The sequence below is a fragment of the Hymenobacter sp. CRA2 genome, assembly GCF_002007105.1.
Taxonomy (GTDB): Bacteria; Bacteroidota; Bacteroidia; order Cytophagales; family Hymenobacteraceae; genus Solirubrum.
Window position 1 is genome coordinate 175,281 of sequence record NZ_MVBC01000007.1, and the last position, 18,474, is coordinate 193,754.

Consider the following 18,474-nt stretch of genomic DNA (forward strand, 5'->3'; position numbering starts at 1 on the left):
GCGGGTGTGTTGAGATGTCGCGGGAAGGCGGTTGGCAGGGCATGAGCCGGGCCGGCATTCACAGATTGCTGTGAAGCTCGGGTTGGCTGTTATGGGTAGTAAACTGCTGGTTACTAGGGATTATTCGGGCTTGCAGGGGCGGCCGAGCATGTGAATGCGGGTGCCGTCTTTCTGGTAAGAAGCGCCTAGGGTTTTGCAGAGCACGTCCAGCTTTTCGTACAACGATTCGCTGCTGAGCTTGAGCGTCACGGTGCAGTGCGCGAAGGCGTCTTTGTCGTACACGATGTCCACGCCGTAGGCCGTTTCCAGGGCCGTCAGCACGTCCGCCACCGGCCGGTCTTCGAAGGCGAAGTTCTGCTCCACCAGCACCGCCGGCTGAGTTACCAGCTCTTTGGTTAGCTGGGCTTTGTCGGGCGTGTACACGGCCTGCTGATTGGGGCGCAGCACCACGCTGGCCGGCGCGGCCGCCGTGATTTCGGCCGCCGTGGCCAGCGGCGTCACGCGCACCTTGCCCGTGCGCACCTGCACCGAGGCTTTTTGCCCGGCAAAAGCATCCACGGTAAACGTGGTGCCCAGCACCGTGGTCACGAGTTGCTGGGTGTGCACCTGAAAGGGCCGCGCCGGGTTGTGCGACACCTTAAAGAAACCCTTGCCGACCAGATACACGTCGCGGCCGGGGCCGGTGAAGTGCTGCGGATACTTCAGGCTGCTGGCCGGCGCCAGCGTCACGCGGCTCTGGTCCTGCAGCGTGAGCGTGACGGCGTGCGGGGTTTGGTTGGTGTATTCCGTCCAGTCGGAGGTGGCCGTGGCGGCGGTGTCGGTCACGGTGGCCGGGCCCGAGGCCAGTCGTGCGGCTCCCAACCCGACGCCCACCAGCACGGCCGCCGCGGCGGCCCAGCGCAGGGGCTGCGCACGCCAGATCTGCCAGCGCGTGGGCGGCGCGGGCGCTTCTTCGGCCGTCGACAGACCGGTTTGCAGCATAATGCGCTGCCACAGGGCCGTGCCCAGTTCCTGTCGCTCGGCCGGGGTAAGCTGTTGCACCTCGCGGTGCTGGCCCAGGCTTTCGTACCACTGCTCTACGACCTGTTCTTCCGCGGGCGTGCACTCCCCGGTCTGGTAGCGCCGTAGCAAATCCTGTAAGTAAGGTTGTTTCATGTAGGCTCGTCAGCAGGCTTCTTCTCCTAAGACGAGCAACTCCTTGGTAACCCTAGTGCGCAAATGAAAAAAATGAGTGAGTGGCTAATCACCCGAGGTAAAATAGAGCACGCTTTAGTCTAGTTGTCGGATGTATGGCATTGATGTATAGCTGAATGGGTGGTTGATATTTGGTTACGTAACAGATAAATATTTTTTTGCCGACGTGAATTCAGCAATGTCCGAAAAGCGGACGCCAGCTTCCATAGCACCATGCGGAGCGAAGCCCAAGCACTTATACCGAACAACTCAACGAAGCGGTAAAGATGCTTCGGCTTCGCGGACGCCAGATGAGCATGACGTTTCAAGGTTTTCGGATCGGCCTGAATCACCCTAGTAAGCAGCAGGCTTATAAAGGGGACAATTGCCCGAACGTGTGCCGGGCTTATAGCGGTAAAGGTGTGGCCCTGTGCTTGCGGCCGGCAGCGACGCGGCTGGACTACAGCAGCCACATCACCAGGAAATCCTTCAGCCGGAGGCGCAACTGCTTCAGTGCCCGCGTCAGGTGATACTCCACCGTTTTGGGGGAGATGTTGAGCTGCTCGGCAATTTCCGGTACCGAGCGGTTCTCGAAGCGGCTCAGGCGAAATACTTCCCGCGTGTGCTCGGGCAGCGTGTTTAGGCTGGTCAGCAGGGCCAGGGACAGGTCGTCGGCCGCTACGGTTTTTTCGGTGCTGAAATCGAGGGCTGATACGTGCACCTGGGTATAGTCGACGTACCCGGCGTGCATCATCTGGGAGCGGATCAAATCGATGACCCGGTGCTTGACGGCGGAATACAGGTAGGCTTTGAGCGACTGGATGGGGCTGTCGGCGCGCTTCAGCCACAGGGCCGTAAACAGCTCCTGCACGATTTCCTCGGCGTCTTCGCGGGAGCGGGTTTTGCGGTGGGCCGCTTCGAAGAGCGGGTACCAGTACCGCTCGTAAATCTCGGCAAACGCGCGCTCATCCCCCTGCGCAAGCGCTTGCGCCAGCGCGTCGTCGGTCCAGGCAGAATACAGCGTAAGGGGAAGCGGCATGGGTAGGCAGAAGCTACCAAATTTAAAGGGATTGTTGGGGTAGTCAAGTACGGGGCCGGCAAATTGCTGGCAACCGCAAGTCAGGCAGCCATCCAGGAATAAAGCGTCTGGGAACTCGGAACCGCGTTTGTGCTGCTGGCAGGGCGCGCCATCTGCCAGGCTGGCTATGTTGTGTTGCGCCTAACGCACGCTAAATGAGGGTTGTGCGGGCTGGCAACGCGTTTGGCAGCGCTGACATGGCATCTGGCGGGCTTGACATGAGCTTCGGCGAAGCTGACATGAGGTTCGGCAGTGGTGACATGGACTTCAACGAGCCTGACATGAGGTTCAACGCAGGTGACATGGACCTTGAAAGCCGTGGCATGGACTTCAACGGAGGTGACATGAACCTTGGCGAAGCTGACATGAGGTTCAATGCGGGCGACATGCCATTGAGTAGAGGTGTCATGGCGCTTGAAAGCGGCGGCATCAGCCGGGCGCAATAGCGGGGGCTACTGCACGGTACTTTCAACCGTCGCGCCGGTTTCATCTGCTGCACCTCTCATCTGGCGCGAGTTTAGCGCAGCGTAACTCGTGTCAGACATAAAGTGGAGGTTGTACCTCCACCGCTGCCCCGGCGGCAAGGTGGTAACGGGCTAATTGCGTACGCCGCGCGGCTTAATTGCTCTAACGGGGAGGCGCAGCCTCCCGGCAAATCTGGGCACGAGTTACGCTGCGCTAAACTCGCGCCAGTAGGGGTTTAGCAGCGGTGACGTGGCACCTAGCGGCCGTGACATGAACTTCACCGGCCGAGGCATGAGGTTCAACGGCTCGGCGGTTCAACGCGTAGCTGGTGCTGGCCGTGAGCAGCACCGCCAAGGCCGCAACAACCATAAAGAAGCCTGTGGGCCGGTACGAATGAACTAAGCGCAGCCAGAACAGCAGAAGTGCAATGCCGATGCCTACGACCAGCGCCCCCAGGCCAAGCAGGGCCATAAAGCTGCCTGAGTAACCGGCATCCGATAAACGAACCAGCTCAATAATGCACCAAGGCACAGTGCCCGGTAGCGAAAGAAAACTGAGCAGCCCCAGTACGCTGGACCGGCGGCCGACGGTTTCGCTGGTTTCCAGCAGCAAGCTGATGCCTTCCAGTAGATTTTCCAGTCCATTCATTGGTAGGGTTGCTGTAAAAAAGCAGGTAGTTAATCCTTTGGCGGGTCGTTTTCGTCGTATGCCCGCTCGTAGGGCGCAGGAACGGGTCTTGAGCTTTGAGTAACTACCCGCGCTGCAGCATTTAGACCTGCACCCAACGGCAATGCGGCTGCCGGTAGCGGCGGAAGCGGGCAATAAAGTCGCGCTGCGGCGGTCTTCCGAATCATAGTCGCTGTAGCGCAGGGTTAGCCAGCCGCGGATTTCGATCATGATAAGGTCTGATAATCTACCCACTCAAATTAGGTAGGCAGATACTGGCCATCAATACGAATGGTGTCTCCGCTTTGCATCTCAATAGTTAGCGCATCTTCCCCGGTGCTCAACGCATGGATGGATTCGCTGAAACCCCAGGGAAAAGCCCTGCTCAACGTGAGGGCCCGCAGCTTGTGTATCGTCAGCACTTTGAGGCCAGTATGGTGCCGCAGGGATACCTGACGGGTGCCGGCGGCCCAGTTCACCCGTAGCTCAGTCAGCACCGCGCCGTGCGCGTCAAAAGCATGAAGCATATCTGAAGAATTATGTTACGCAGCCGGCAGTAGCAATTGTGAAAGGCCAAGCGGAATCAACGCCGTACCTTTGCAGTTCCTGCGCTGCAAGGTATCTACATGATTTCCATCTCCGACCTCGACTTTCACTTCGGTGCCCGTACGCTTTACGACGGGGCCAACCTGCACATCAAGCCCAAAGACAAGATTGGCCTCATCGGGCTGAACGGCCAGGGCAAATCCACGCTGCTGCGCCTGCTGGTAGGCGAGTACCGCCCCGACGGCGGCTCCATCAGCATGAGCAAGGACGTGTCGCTGGGCTTCCTGAACCAGGATTTGCTTAGCTACGACTCGCACGAGCCCATCCTGGTGGTGGCCATGCAGGCCTTCGCCGAAGCGCTGGACCTGCAAAAGAAGATTGACGAGGTGCTGCTGGAGTTTGAGAACAACTACACCGACGACCTCGTCGACAAGCTGGCCGGGCTGCAGGAGCGCTTCGAGGCCCTGGGCGGCTACACCATGCAGGCCCGCACCGAGGAAATTCTCGAAGGCCTGGGCTTTACCACCGAGGAGCTGCAGCGCCCGCTGAAGCTGTTTTCGGGCGGCTGGCGCATGCGCGTGATGCTGGCCAAAATCCTCCTGCAGGAACCCTCCTTGCTGCTGCTCGACGAACCGACCAACCACTTGGACCTACCGTCGATTAAGTGGATTGAAAACTACCTGGCCGGCTACGAAGGCGCCGTGATTATCGTGTCGCACGACCGGGAATTCCTCGACAACACCACCAACATGACGGTGGAGGTAACCGGCGGCAAGCTGGTGCCCTACGCCGGCAACTACTCCTTCTACATGGAGGAAAAGGCCCTGCGCGACGAAATTCAGCAGGGCGCCTTCGACAACCAGCAGGCCGCCATCCGGCAGGCCGAGCGGTTTATCGAGCGGTTTAAGGCCAAGGCCTCGAAGGCCAAGCAGGCCCAGAGCCGCCAGAAGATGCTCGACAAAATGGACCGCATCGACTCGGTAGCCCCCGAGGCGGCCAAGGTGAACTTCTCCTTCCGCTTCTCGGTGCAGCCCGGCCGCCACATCCTGCGCATGGAGCACGTGACCAAGAAGTACGGCGAAAAGCTCATTTTCCGCGACACCAACGTGCACATCGAGCGCGGCGACAAGATTGCCCTGATTGGGGCCAACGGCAAGGGTAAATCCACGCTGATGCGCATGGTGTCGGGCTCGGAAGGGCCGACTTCGGGCACCCACCAGCTGGGCCACAACGTGATTATGGCCTTCTACGCCCAGCACCAGTTGGAGTCGCTGAACGTGGACAACGAGGTGCTGCAGGAGATGGTACAGGCCGGCTCGAAGCGCACCGAAATGGAATTGCGCACGGTACTCGGCTCCTTCCTCTTCACCGGCGACTCGGTGTTCAAGAAAATCAAGGTGCTCAGCGGGGGCGAGAAAAGCCGCGTGGCCCTGGCCAAAACGCTGATTTCGGAGGCCAACTTCCTGCTGCTCGACGAACCGACCAACCACTTGGACATGCAGTCGGTGAACATCCTGATTCAGGCGCTGGAGCAGTTCGAGGGCACGTTCCTGGTCATCAGCCACGACCGTTACTTCGTGGAAAACGTGGCCACCAAGATCTGGTACATCGAGAACTTCCAGCTGAAGGAGTACCCCGGCACCTACCACGAGTACGAGCAGTGGCAGGACGAGCGCGCCAAGGAAGCTAAGAAGCTCGGCCTCGCGGCCCCGGCCGCCCCGAAGCCCAAGCCGGTGGAGGTGAAAAAGGAGCTGAGCCAGCAGGAGCGCGAAACCACCCAGCGCGAGCTGAAGCAGACCAGCAAGCAGCTGCAGGAAGTGGAAGCCCGCGTGGCTAAGCTGGAGCAGGAGCTGGCCGGCTACGAAAAGCAGCTCGGCGACCCGAATATCTACAACAACGCCGCCCAGCTGAAGGACGCCACGGTGAAGTTTGAGCAGGTGAAGAAGGAGCTGAGCAAGGCCAACGACCAGTGGAGCGAGCTGGCCGAAAAGGTGGAAGCGCTGGAGGGGAAGTTGTAAGATCTAAGCACAAAGCAGTGCGAATAGCGAATTCGCGCTGCTTTGTGCTTATACATGCTTTAGGATTGTTCAGGGCTTACGTGCCTGCCGCAGCAAGATCCAGTGGAGCAGGAGAGGGCGGCAGTAAACTAATGGGGCCGGTGTTGAATGGCCACCCGTATTGGACTTGCAGCGCGTAGCATTCTTTGAGCGGAGCGCATAAAGGCTTGGGTGTAGAGCCGGCATCCATTCCAGACCCCCCTGATTTATTAACGGGACGGCTTGCCGTTGGAATCGGGACTGAACCCTGTGCTGTCCTCGGCGAGCATAGAGTTTTGGACAGCTGTATTGATTGTTTCATCGTCGGGGTCGTCGCTCGCGTCCCAGTCAGATTCCACAGATCGTCTGCTCTTCCGCTGCAGCTGTAGGTTGCTCAGTTCCCGTTTAGGGTATAGCTGGCCCGCAAAAGCAAAATCGGTGCTGTTAATCACAAGGCCGCCCCGAATCGGCTGTCCATCCTTGGTAATGTCACCGGGCAGCTGATAGCACATAATAGATGTTTGATCAGGCGGCGTGCCCATAATGCTGTTGCGGCTCAGCGGTGTGAGCACCTGGCGGTTTACCATGTCCTCGTTCCAGCCTTGTGTCCGTAAGAAGTAAGCGTAAGCTTTTCTTGGGTCGATGCGGTTGACCAGTTCCTCGCGCATGTGTTCGTGTGGAAAGCCCAGGGTATGACCAGTTTCGTGGCATACCACCCGCTTAAACTCCGATAGCGGGGTACTCTCCGTGAAGCCCTGCAGGTTCATGGTCGGCTGATTTTTGGGAATCAGGAGAATGTCTGTGCCTAAGTACGACCAGTAGCCCGTGTTGTCGAAGGCAATACGGACCGTTCCGACGTCTTTGGTTTCGGCAAAGCTGATGCAGGTCGTCCTGCTCCAGGCATTCATATGCTCCAGAATCATCCGGCGTAGCCGCTGCGATGCAGGCGCCATAAAGCTCACGGTTAGCTGGCGGGTCTTCTTGCCCCAGTACTTGCTCGTCAACAAGGTCAGGCTAAGCCGGTCGGTTAGGCCCAACTGGGCTAATCCCAGCATGTTCAACCGCTTCCGTGGATCATTTTTGGTGTAGACCTCAATGGCCGTGTCTGCCGCGCGTTGCTGTAGCCGCTGCGGCAGCTGCCGAATGGAGCAACCAATGAACTGGGACTGCGGACCATCTTGGTTTGAATCGTCTTCGTCAGCGGGCTCCGGATTGGGAAAGTCATTGTTCTCGGAGTCGTGCTCCAAGCTGTGAAGTACATCGTCAACCAATTGGCGAATGTGACTCAGCGTGGCACGAAGTTGCTTTTTGTTCTTTTTCATGTTGGCTGGAGGATTAAGGCGAAACTCGGTGACTAGCCTATGCCTGCCCGACACGGTCGGGCACAGATAATTTGCGCGACTGCCAGGGCCAACTGGTCGTCGCGGGAGCGTGCAAGCAAAGGAGCAGCAGGAAGGTGTGCCGTGTGGGTTAGCTTCGGCAGCCTAAAACCGGAGTAAGGGGCGCTGGGGATCGGCAGATTAATGAATCGGGCTGCCCGCAGAGGCTTAGAGGCTATGGTATTACAGCTGTGGCGTCATCCCCGGCAAAGCAGCCAAGGTTCCATAAATGCAGGGAAATCGGAAGGCCTTCCGCAGGAGGAAGGCTGACGTAGAAGTAGCCGGGCCGGAAGACAACGATAAACAGATATTTTGTATAATGCAAATAAAAAATTATACATTTTGTTAGGACGTAGGGAAAGCTTTTAGGGATGCCTTAATCAGGCAAGAATTTGCTGCGTGATATATGGATGCCTGAAGTGGTGAGTAGAATGGGTTATTTTTTATGAAATACTGCTAAAAAATAGTATTTTGTCCTTGGTAGCCATTTCGCTTTTGCTACCCGTATCACGCTCTGCCGACAACCGGCGCTAGAGGTGCACCGCCTCCAGCTTCCATCCACAGGTTCAGTCGCACTACTTATTCGGCGGCGTTCCTGCAACATACATTACCTGCTTTCTACCTCTGCCGCACTGGCTTATTGGCTGCACGCCAGCTATGACAGTGAGCCGGTACCGGTTGCCTACTATGGAAGCGGCTTTGGCTGCTAGTAGTTGTTCGCTCCGATTAACTGCTTGTATGTATGAATACCTTTACCAATCTGCACCGACGGCCGGCCTTCCGCAAGCTCCGCGCCTACAGCTTCGACCCCTCCTTATCGCTGCGTATGGATACGGTCGACATCAACAACCTCACCTACAAAGTCGAATGGGAGGAATTGGTGCCGGGCCCTGTGGGTGAGTACGTCGAAATCATCGATTACGACCCGACTGTGCGGCGCTTCTACAAGCCTGTGGACCTGGACAGCCGTTACATCATGGCTCAAGACGGCTTGGACCCGAGCGAGAGCAACCCGCAGTACCACCAGCAGATGGTGTACGCGGTGGTGATGACGACCATCAAGAACTTTGAGCGGGCGCTCGGGCGTAAAGTGCTGTGGGCTTCCGATTACCAGCCCAACGGGACCCGCGGCGGTACCTTTAGCTTCGTGCAGCGGCTGCGCATCTACCCCCACGCCCTGCGCGACGCCAATGCCTACTACAGTCCACCGAAGAAGGCGCTGCTCTTCGGTTATTTCGCCTCTGCTCCAGCGGACGAAACCACGCTGATGCCCGACTCGCTGGTATTTACCTGCCTGAGTCACGACATCGTTGCCCACGAAGTAACGCATGCCATCCTTGATGGCATGCACTATTACTATAACGAAGCTACCAACCCCGATGTGCTGGCTTTCCACGAGGCCTTCGCCGATATCGTGGCGCTATTTCAGCATTTTACCTTTCCGGAGGTGCTCAAGCACCAGATCGGCAAAACCCGCGGCAATTTGGCTTCGCAGAACTTGCTGGGTGAGCTGGCACAGCAGTTTGGCTCGGCCATTGGCGGCTACGGCAGCCTGCGCGATGCCATCGGTTTCTACGACGAGCACGGCCGCTGGCAGGCGAAGGAGCCCAGTGGTGACGAATACCGCGAAGTGTACGAGCCGCACCCCCGAGGCAGTATCTTAGTCGCAGCCGTTTTCGAAGCTTTTCTGTCGATTTATAAGTCGCGCATTGCCTCGCTGCTGCGCATCGCCTCCAACGGCACCGGTATCTTACCCCAAGGCGACCTGCATCCGGACCTCGTCGACCGGCTGGCCCACGAAGCGGCCAAAGCGGCCAACCACGTGCTGAGCATGTGCATTCGCGCCCTGGATTACTGTCCGCCTGTCGACATTACCTTCGGTGAGTACCTGCGCGCCATCATTACGGCCGATATGGACCTGGTAACCGATGACGTCTTGGATTATCGTTTGGCCTTCATCGACGCGTTCCGACGCCGTGGCATCTACCCCTCCGGCATCAAGACCCTGAGCGTGGAAAGCCTGCAGCACAAGATCTGGAACATCGGTAAAACAGCTCCTGCTCTTGGGCCAGGGGGCGACAGCATTGCCGACCTGTGGGCCGAGGAAGACAAGGACGACTGCCAGCCGCAGCACTTGAGGGGCAAACAGGCTCCGTCGCCGCGAGCTGAGCGCCCCACGGCGACGGAAAGCATAAACGTCACCGATTCGTGGTTTACCGACCTCAGCGAATTTCTGCGCGGTTACGCTGACGAAATCAAGTACGTCAATGACCGCCGGGAAATCTACCGTATTACCAAGGGGTACATTGAAGGTGGGCAGGAAGGCGGGTTACACAAGCGCATCAACAGCCACCAAGCGGGCCCGCGCAGGTTTATGGATATCACCGGTTTGGTATTCGGACCGGAGGCGAAAAAGCTCGGCGTCAAGATGCGCCCCAAGGACCAGGGCGAGTCACAGGAGGCGTCCTTTCAGATTCAGAACCTAAGGCTGGTTGACCGCATTGGGCCCAATGGGAACCAGATCAACCAAGTGGTCTTCTCGCTGGTACAGCGCTGCAGCCTGAAACGGCACCAGAAAAAGGGACAAAAATTCAAGTGGAAAGGCACTCACGACCCAGTAAATCCTGGACTCGCTGCCGAGGGCTCCACCAACGGTACAGCCTGCCTGAAATTCCGCGGTGGCTGCACCCTGATTTTCGACCTCGACACACGCGTGCTCAAGTACGCCATCACGAAGCCCCTGCTCGACATGCGGGCTTGGCTCAAGTCCGACGGGCACAAGAGACGTAGCGACCAGCGGCGGGCCGAGCGGCAGTTTCAGTATCAGTTCGGTGCTGGCGACGACCATAACCCTTTCGCTCAGTATTTCGGGCAGCAGCGTCATCAGCTGCAGGAACCCTTTTCTTTTCTGCACCAACACTAACCATTAGGCTATCATGAATTCGGTAAATGGAACAGCCACGAGCTTGGCTGCACGCACCGCTACTACCCGGGTAGACGTGCGCATGTACTGCCTTGGTACTGGAGACTGTTTTGTGCTTAAGTTTTATGCCGGCGACGCCGAGCAGTTCACCATCCTAGTTGATTGCGGTAGCTGCGTCCGTGATGGAGAGAAGCTGCGCCCGTACCTGAACGACCTGCGTGAGTACGTCGGGGGGCAAATCGACCTGCTCATCGTCACGCACGAGCACAACGACCACGTCAACGGCTTCGATCGGTGCCACAATGTCTTTGAGGGCCTGACTATCAAGCAGGCATGGTTTGCGTGGACGGAAAATCCCAACGACCCTACCGGGCAGGCGCAGGAGCTGCTGAATAAACGGCAAAAGATGCGCGTGGGCCTGCGCAAAGCGCTCAAGCAGGTCCGTAAGAACATTAGGCAAAACCCACCCGGCCGTGGCCGACCGCTCGATGCTTTCATGTCGGGCCTTGATACATTGAGCTTCGTCAACCTTGACGAGGGCAACAACCTGAGCACCAAAAAAAAATCGGACCAGGAGCTGATGGGCATGAAGGTCATCAAAGACTTGCTCCGCCGTCGTGGTGTTGAAACCCGCTACCTGCACCCGGGGCATTCGGTGGCCCTACCCGAGCTGCCGGGCGTCAATTTTCACGTGCTCGGGCCACCCCTCGATAAAAAGTACATCTATAAAAACGGCAAGGAAGGCCGAGATGTATACAAGCGTCACTTCTCCATCGGGGATAGTCTCATGGCTTTAGACAGCCTGCTGGAGCTCAACCACGAGCTGCGCGACGCAGACCTGCCGTTTAATCCAGAGTTCGTCCTGAATGAGTTTGACCTGGACGACACCGGCATCCGGCACGCTCCGGCGGACTGGCAGCGTTACCTGCGTCAGGCCAAGGCCCTGGTCGACCGTTACCACCATCCCCGTTGCGCGTGGCGCTCCATTGAGGACGAGTGGCTTTTCGCGGCGGGCAGCTTGGCCATTCGCCTCAACTCCCACATCAACAATACAAGTTTGGCCTTGGGCGTCGAGCTCGGTGCGGGTGGCCCCGTGCTGCTGCTCCCGGGCGACGCAGAATTCGGTAGCTGGGAAAGCTGGCACATGATAGAGCAGTGGGAGGGCCTGGGTGCCGGCGGCAAGCACCTGGTCGAGGACCTGCTCAACCGCACCGTATTCTACAAAGTCGCGCACCACCTGAGCTACAACGGCACCCCGCTGGCCAAGGGCGTACAAATGATGACCAGTCCGGAGCTGGCCGTGATGGCCAGCCTGGACCTCAACCGCATCGCGGAACGCTGGAAGAGCACCATGCCCAACAAAGAATTGTTGGCCGAGCTGATGCGCCGCAGTCAAGGGCGGTGCTTTGTCATGGAAGATGCGGCTCTTCTCTCGCCCTCCTCCGACGCATTGGCCCAGAGCATGCCGGACCGCTACTGCGTAAAAACCGATTCAGATAAGCGGACGCTCTACAAGCAGTATTCGGTAGTGCTTTAAGCTCTGTGCGCGCCCTTTCTGCGCAGGAGTAGCAAATCTTTTCCCCTTCGGGCATTTAGCTCTAGTTTTGGCAGAATCGTACTTGCTTGTATGCGTCGTTCTGCCTACCTATTCCCGCTGCTAGCAGCTGCTGCCGCCTGCGTGCCGCTGGGCACGCCCATCACCGACCCCAACGCCGGCAAGCCCGGCCAGAGCAGCCCGGTGCAGGCGCCGCGGGCCAATGCGCAGCTGCGCTTCGAGGACGCGACCTACGACCCGGACATCCAGAGCGTGCAGTGCTACGCCAGCTCCGGGCAGCCCACCGAAATCTTCAATGCGCCGGTGGTGTCGCTCGCGCAGGCCGGCGGCATCGTCCTGGAGTTTGACTTTCTGGGCAGCCAGAGCCGGCGCCTGACGGCCCGCTTGGTGCACTGCAACGCTGACTGGACACCCTCCACGCTCACCGACCTGCAGTTTCTCAACGACATCAACGAATTCAACCTCACCGACTACCGCACCTCGGTGGCCACGCAGGTGCCGTATTACCACTACCGGTTTCAGGTGCCAGGCGTGAAACTCTCCGGCAATTTCCTGCTGGTGGTGCAGGACGCCAATACCCGCACGCCGCTGTTGTCGCGCCGCCTGCTGGTGTACGAAAATCAGGTGGAGGTACAAGCGCAGCTGGGGCTGGCCCCCGGCGGCTCGGCGCGCTACACCATGCAGCAAATCGACTTCCTGATCCGCTACGGGGCCTACCCGCTGGTGAACCCGGCGGTGGAAACCAAGGTGGTGCTGCGCCAGAACTTCCGCTGGGACAACGCCAAGTACGGCCTGCGCCCCACCTTCGTGCGCGACGCCGAGCAGCAGTTGGACTACCAGTACTTCAACTTCGAAAACGCCTTTCCGGCCCTCAACGAGTTTCGCTACGCCGACCTGCGCTCCTTGCGCACCGTGGGCGTAGGCGTGGCCCGCCTCGACATGCAGGCCTCGCCGCGCGAAGTGCTCCTACTGCCCGAAACCACGCGCGGCGGCCGCACCTACACCCAGTACGAAGACGCCGACGGGCAGCGCGTGTTTGAGAACCGCGAGTACGGCAACGGCACCACCAACGCCGACTACATCTGGACGACCTTCCAGCTGCGTGCCGAAAGCCCCGCGCCGGGCCCCGTGTACGTGTTTGGTGCCCTGAGCGACTGGAAGCTGAAGGACGACTTCAAGCTGACCTACAACGCCGAGCAGCAGCTCTACACCGGCCGCGCCCTGCTGAAACAGGGCTACTACAACTATTACTACGTGGTGGGGCAGCCCGGCACGGCGCCCGACGCGGGCTACTTCGAGGGCAGTTACCAACTCACCGAAAACCAGTATGATATCCTGGTGTACTACCGCCCGCCTGGCACCCGGGCCGATTTGCTGATCGGCTACCGGCCGCTCGTGGTCAACGGGGCGCAGGTACGTACCAGCCAGCCCGGCCTGTTTCGCTGATACACCTGGGCAGCGGCGACTGGCGTTGCTACCACCCCAACCGTATAGGTTTGCCCCCCGAAGCCCGTGGTTAGCGCCACGGGCTTCGGGGGTAGCGGTTTTTGTGAAGCGGCAGGCTTAGTTTATGACGCCGCTTGTCCGCCGAGGACGCGTTGTGCGTCGCGCACCACCGTCAGCCAGGTTTGCTGCATCAGCTCCGGCTCCACACCGGTTTTGTCGATGTACTGCTGCTGGTATTGCTGCAAGCGGGTATGCAGCTGGCGGCAACGGTTCTGGAAGCCGGCAAAGTCGGCCACCAGCTGGGTTTTGGCTTCCGGTTGCAGCAGGCGCTGGGCGTGTACTTTGAAGTAGGTATCGGCCAGGAAGCGGCGCGACACGAGCAGGCGCAGCAGCTCGTCGCGGTCCGGGTCGCTGAGCTGATACGCTAGTTGGGCGGCTACCACCAGCAGATCGGCGGGCTTGGCGGCCGCGGCATATTCCTCAAACAGCGCGGTGTATTCGGCCGGCGTAGCAGGCTTCACCTGAAACAGCTGGTCGAAGATGAGCATGTTGCTGAGCTGCTGCTCCAGGGCCTGCCCGAAGTACACCGCCAGGCCGAAATGGGCGTACACTTCCTTGGTTTGCTCTTCGGCGTTGAGCTGGTTGAAGTGGTCGAGTAGGTGCTGAATGTCCATGCGTGGTACGAAGGTCCGCAAAGCGGCGCTAGCAACAAAAAAGCCTCGGTCTGCACCGGGGCTTTTTATGAAAATCCACCACCAGATAAGGGAGTGGCGGTGATAGTAGGGAAAGGCCACGTGGCCTTCGTCCTCGCTCTGCCGGATGCGGTGCAGCGCTTTGCGCGTGAGGGTGCAGTGGTGGTTTTCGCGCACCCCGTGCACCCAGCCAACGTCTTCGCCCCGTTGCCACCAGTTGGTGAAGTTAGGGCGCTTGTGCCGGGCTTTCCAGGCCCAGCGTTTCTTGGGTCGCTTCATGCGGAGAGTAAGTTGGTACCTACTTTTTCGCGGCGCTGGTTAGGTGTCTGACCATACGCTCAAGGTAGCTGTTCAGGCTGGTTTCGCGTCCGCATCGGCTGATAAGCGCCCGTAAGTAGCCTGTTAGCTGCCGCCTGCAACCCTATGTTGGTACGTTCGTTGCAAATGCCGAACCCCAACCGTTCCCCTCCAACCTCGCTTCCCCATGCTTTCATCCCTTGCTACCGCCCTCATGGCGCTGCTCCCGCTGGGCAGCGCCCCCACGGCTCCTGTTTCATCGGCCGCACGGCCCGCTGCGCCCGTACAGGGTGCCCAGCCCGATCCGGCCGTCATTGCCCAGTTCGGCCTGCTCGACAACGCCAAGCTGCAGAGCTACATCGACCAGAAAGGCATGCAGATGGGGCGTGTTTCCGACCGCCCTGCCGATGTAAAAGGCTTCACGGTGGTCGATTCGCCCATCATCAACGCCTTCGCCACGCCCGACGGCCACGTGTACTTCACCCGCGGCATTCTGGCGCACTTCAACAACGAAGCGCAGTTCAGCGGCGTGCTCGGCCACGAAATCGGCCACATCACCGCCCGCCACAGCCAGAAGCAGCAGACGCGCTCCACCATTGCCAACGGCGCCCTGATTCTCGGCTCCATCCTCTCCAAGCGCGTGGCCTCCATTGCGGAGCCGGCCTCGCAGGTGGTAGGCCTGGGCCTGCTCAAGTACGGCCGCGACGCCGAAAACGAGTCGGATCAGTTGGGCGTGAAGTACTCCAGCAAAATCGGCTACGACCCGGCTTCCATGGCCGACTTCTTCCTCACGCTGCAGCGCACCGAGCAGCAAAGCGGCGCGGCCGGCGTGCCGACCTTCCTGAGCACCCACCCCAACTCCGCCGACCGCTACCAGCGCGTGAAGAAACTGGCCGTGACGGCTGAGCAGCAGGCCGGCCGGCAGCTGGCCGTCAACCGCGACCAGTACCTGCGCCTTATAGACGGGCTGGCCTACGGCGACAACCCGCGCGAAGGATTCGTGGAAAACAGCGTGTTCTACCACCCGGATCTGAAGTTCCAGTTCCCGATTCCTTCGGGCTGGCAAAGCCAGAACTCGCCCAGCCAGTTTCAGATGGCCGAGCCCAACGGCAAAGCCGTCATCGTGCTCTTGCCGGCCGGCAACAAGGCCCTGGATGAAACGGCCCAGGCGCTGGCTCAGCAGCTGAAACTACAGAATGCCCAGGCCCAAAAAACCACCATCAACGGTTTCCCGGCCGTGGCCATTCAGGGCGACCAGGTAGGGCAGGACCAGCAGACCGGCCAGCAGGGCATCACGGCCCGCACGCTCAGCTACATCATCCAGGACGGGCAAAGCCTCTACGCGCTGGTGGGCCTGACTTCGCCCTCGGCATTCCAGACCTATGCGCCGCAGTTCCAGCGCACGGCGCAGGGCTTTCAGCGCCTTACCGCCGCCGATAAGCTCAACCGCCAACCCGAGCGCGTGCGTATCAAAACTGCCAAAGCCGGCCAAACGCTCAGCCAGGCCCTGGCTGCCAACGGCATTGCCAGCAAGCGGCACGAGGAGTTGGCCATTCTCAATGGCATGAAAACCACCGACAAGCTGGCGGCCGGTCAGTTGTTTAAAGTCGTGGGCAAATAACTCCGGTAAGCGGCACCAGCATTTACCACAATGGCCCCGTTTCCCACCCGGAAACGGGGCCGTTTGGCATTGGGTAAGCAGGTAGCCAGGCTACGGCCGGCCTTGGTCGATGGTCGCACCGTTAAAGTCGCCCGTCTGTGTGATGTCGGCGTTGTTAGAATTCGTGCCCTGGTAAGTAGTGGCCGAGTTGAAAAAGCCGGCCTGGGTAGTGGTGCTGGTGTTAAGATTCATCTGTTGATAAGTATTCGCGCGGTTCGACACACCCTCGGACTGTGCTTGCAGCGCCGTGTTGTTGTTGCCATCCTGCTCAATGGTGGCTTGGTTGTTGAAGCCGTTGTAGTTGAAAGGGGTGGTTTGGGTTTGGCGGCCGAAGTTGCCGTTGCCGCGCTGCGTGATGGTGGCCAGCAGGTTTGCGCCTTGCTGCAGCTGTTCGGCGTAGTTGCGGTTGCCGGTTTGGGTGGCTGCCGTACCATTGTTATACCGCTCGCTCTGCTGGTTGATGAAGTTCTCATTGCCCTGCTGCATGGCCGTCGCCCGAAGTTGGGAGCCATCAAGCCTTTGGCTAGCGTAGTTGCCAACCCCCAGGCTGGTAATGTCGGCTATTACATCTAATCCCCCTGCCAGATGCTGCAGGCCGAAGTTGCGGGTACCAACTTGCAGAATTCTGCTGTAAATGTTCCGCCCCGCCTGAAGCTGAATGGCGTGGTTATCATCGCCCGTTTGCACCACGGAGCCACTGGTAAGAAACCCGGTCTGCTGCTGGCGGCTGTCATTCCGGTTGCCCGTCTGCACCAAGGTTGCGACGAAAGCGGCCCCCGTCTGCTCCTGAACGGTATTGTTATCGTTGCCGGTTTGTTCCGATGTGGCCACGCTGCCGGCGCTTAATCCGGTTGTCTGCTGCATTTGGCTGGCATTGTTGCGGTTACCAGTTTGGGTAGCAGTAGCTTGGTTGCCAATACTCGACTGAGTTTGCGTAATCACATTGTTGCTGCCGAGCTGAGTAGCTACAGCCTGAAGGTCTCTTCCCGCTTGCTGCACGGCGACGCTGTTAAGCTCCCCGGTCTGCGCAATGGTGGACGCATTTTGCCAGCCTGCCTGGGAAACATCAGCGCTGTTTTCATTACCGATTTGGGCAATCTGGCTGTGATTGTCCTGGGCCTGAGCTAGGGGAGTGCCCGCTACCAGCGCTAGGCCGACGATGTACATTACCTGCGACTTTTTCATAAGCGTGATGGGTATGAGATGAATTGAAATATTGGTATAAATATCATATTTAATTTACTTATATTAATACGAAACTGGCTCTTTATAAGTTGAATGTGCACGAAAATCGCCTAGGGTATCATTAGATAATATCAATAGTGAGAAGATGTCCTTGCCCTGACATGACAACGCCAGCCTCACTGAGTGAAGCTGGCGTTGGATTAAGCCGCGTGTAAGCCCCGGCCGGATTTACACATTGAAGCGGAAGTGCATAATGTCGCCGTCCTGCACCACGTATTCCTTGCCTTCCACGGCCATCTTACCGGCCTCCTTGATTTTGGCCTCGGAGCGGTACTGCACGTAGTCGTCCAGCTTGATTACTTCGGCGCGGATGAAGCCCTTCTCAAAATCCGAGTGGATAACACCAGCCGCCGCCGGGGCTTTGTCGCCGCGGTGCACGGTCCAGGCGCGTACTTCCTGTACGCCGGCGGTGAAGTAGGTAATCAGATTCAGGATGTCGTAGCTGGCGCGGATGAGCTTGTCCAGGCCCGACTCGGTGAGGCCGTATTCGCCGAGGAACATTTCCTTTTCCTCCGGGTCTTCCATCTCCGCAATCTGCGACTCGATGGCGGCCGAGATGACTACAATCTGGGCGTTTTCGCCGGCCACGTGCTGGCGCAGGGCTTCCACGAAGGCGTTGCCGCCTTGCGGAATGCTGGCCTCATCCACGTTGGCTGCGTAGATGACGGGCTTGATGGTAAGCAGCTGCAAATCCTCCACGGCGGCCAGCTCTTCTTCCGAAGCGTCGAGCGAGCGGGCGTTGTGGCCGGCTTCCAGGTGGGCCTTGAAGCGCGTCAGCGCGGCCACTTCCTTCTTGGCCACCGCGTCGCCGCTCTTGGCCGAGCGCTCCGACTTCTGCAGCTTCTTGTCGATGCTTTCCAGGTCCTTGAGCTGCAGCTCCGTGTCGATTACCTCCTTGTCGAACACGGGGTCGACGCCGCCGGCTACGTGCACGATGTTGGGGTCGTCGAAGCAGCGTACCACGTGGATGATGGCGTCCACCTCGCGGATGTTGGCCAGGAACTTGTTGCCCAGGCCTTCACCCTTCGAGGCACCCTTCACCAGCCCGGCAATGTCCACGAACTCCACGATGGTGGGCACTACGCGCTGGGGCTTCACGATTTCCTCCAGCACCTGCAGGCGCGGGTCGGGCACGGTGACCACGCCCACGTTCGGCTCGATGGTGCAGAAAGGGTAGTTGGCCGATTCGGCCTTGGCGTTCGACAACGCGTTGAACAGGGTGGACTTGCCCACGTTAGGCAGCCCGACGATACCGCAGCGAAGACCCATAGGTCAGGGAATGAGTGACGTAGTGAATGAGGGAAACAGGCCAG

General features: G+C 59.2%; 14 protein-coding genes. 6 read left to right on the top strand and 8 right to left on the bottom strand.

What is annotated here, in order from left to right; translation table 11 throughout:
- Positions 1-120: 120 nt before the first annotated feature.
- Both B0919_RS12885 and B0919_RS12890 read right to left on the bottom strand, forming a co-directional pair.
- On the bottom strand, positions 121-1,155 hold the full coding sequence (locus tag B0919_RS12885; RefSeq protein WP_078012668.1) for a FecR family protein: 1,035 nt from the start codon (positions 1,153-1,155) through the stop codon (positions 121-123).
- Positions 1,156-1,633: 478 nt separating this feature from the next.
- Positions 1,634-2,212, bottom strand: coding sequence for an RNA polymerase sigma factor (locus B0919_RS12890; RefSeq protein WP_078012669.1), 579 nt, complete (start codon positions 2,210-2,212; stop codon positions 1,634-1,636).
- A 257-nt stretch (positions 2,213-2,469) separates the two neighbouring features.
- On the opposite strand from B0919_RS12890, the gene B0919_RS12895 reads away from it, so the two are divergent.
- Positions 2,470-2,697 (top strand): hypothetical protein, encoded by a 228-nt coding sequence (locus tag B0919_RS12895; protein WP_139362097.1) that lies wholly within the window; start codon positions 2,470-2,472, stop codon positions 2,695-2,697.
- A 232-nt stretch (positions 2,698-2,929) separates the two neighbouring features.
- On the opposite strand, the gene B0919_RS24760 is transcribed toward B0919_RS12895, so the two are convergent.
- Together B0919_RS24760 and B0919_RS12905 are read right to left on the bottom strand one after the other, a co-directional pair.
- Complete coding sequence (locus B0919_RS24760) at positions 2,930-3,613, bottom strand: hypothetical protein (protein ID WP_139362098.1); 684 nt, start codon at positions 3,611-3,613, stop codon at positions 2,930-2,932.
- Positions 3,614-3,642: 29 nt separating this feature from the next.
- Entirely contained in the window at positions 3,643-3,909 is a 267-nt protein-coding gene (locus tag B0919_RS12905) for a hypothetical protein (RefSeq protein ID WP_078012672.1), read from the bottom strand.
- A gap of 99 nt (positions 3,910-4,008) precedes the next feature.
- Here B0919_RS12905 and B0919_RS12910 point away from each other — a divergent pair, with 99 nt between their 5' ends.
- Positions 4,009-5,946, top strand: a complete 1,938-nt coding sequence (locus B0919_RS12910) for an ABC-F family ATP-binding cassette domain-containing protein (protein WP_078012673.1) — start codon at positions 4,009-4,011, stop codon at positions 5,944-5,946.
- A gap of 248 nt (positions 5,947-6,194) precedes the next feature.
- Here the strand turns inward: B0919_RS12910 and B0919_RS12915 are convergent, their stop codons facing one another.
- The gene (locus tag B0919_RS12915) at positions 6,195-7,286 is read right to left on the bottom strand and encodes a M12 family metallopeptidase (protein ID WP_078012674.1); all 1,092 of its coding nucleotides are present in this window, start codon (positions 7,284-7,286) and stop codon (positions 6,195-6,197) included.
- Positions 7,287-8,085: 799 nt separating this feature from the next.
- Here B0919_RS12915 and B0919_RS12920 point away from each other — a divergent pair.
- The 3 genes from B0919_RS12920 (at position 8,086) to B0919_RS12930 (ending at position 13,267) form a co-directional block, all read left to right on the top strand.
- Entirely contained in the window at positions 8,086-10,266 is a 2,181-nt protein-coding gene (locus tag B0919_RS12920) for a hypothetical protein (RefSeq protein WP_078012675.1), read from the top strand.
- Between the two features lie 112 nt (positions 10,267-10,378).
- Positions 10,379-11,803: an MBL fold metallo-hydrolase gene (locus B0919_RS12925; protein ID WP_078012676.1), complete on the top strand. Its 1,425-nt coding sequence runs from the start codon at positions 10,379-10,381 to the stop codon at positions 11,801-11,803.
- A gap of 90 nt (positions 11,804-11,893) precedes the next feature.
- Positions 11,894-13,267 (top strand): DUF5103 domain-containing protein, encoded by a 1,374-nt coding sequence (locus B0919_RS12930; RefSeq protein ID WP_078012677.1) that lies wholly within the window; start codon positions 11,894-11,896, stop codon positions 13,265-13,267.
- 122 nt (positions 13,268-13,389) lie between these two features.
- Here B0919_RS12930 and B0919_RS12935 read toward each other — a convergent pair whose 3' ends face one another.
- Entirely contained in the window at positions 13,390-14,238 is an 849-nt protein-coding gene (locus B0919_RS12935; protein WP_078012678.1) for a hypothetical protein, read from the bottom strand.
- A gap of 205 nt (positions 14,239-14,443) precedes the next feature.
- Here B0919_RS12935 and B0919_RS12940 point away from each other — a divergent pair, with 205 nt between their 5' ends.
- On the top strand, positions 14,444-15,877 hold the full coding sequence (locus B0919_RS12940; protein ID WP_078012679.1) for a M48 family metalloprotease: 1,434 nt from the start codon (positions 14,444-14,446) through the stop codon (positions 15,875-15,877).
- Positions 15,878-15,967: 90 nt separating this feature from the next.
- On the opposite strand, the gene B0919_RS12945 is transcribed toward B0919_RS12940, so the two are convergent.
- Both B0919_RS12945 and ychF read right to left on the bottom strand, forming a co-directional pair.
- Entirely contained in the window at positions 15,968-17,101 is a 1,134-nt protein-coding gene (locus tag B0919_RS12945) for a hypothetical protein (protein WP_078012680.1), read from the bottom strand.
- 228 nt (positions 17,102-17,329) lie between these two features.
- Entirely contained in the window at positions 17,330-18,430 is a 1,101-nt protein-coding gene (gene ychF, locus B0919_RS12950) for a redox-regulated ATPase YchF (RefSeq protein ID WP_078012681.1), read from the bottom strand.
- Between the last annotated feature and the right edge of the window lie 44 nt (positions 18,431-18,474).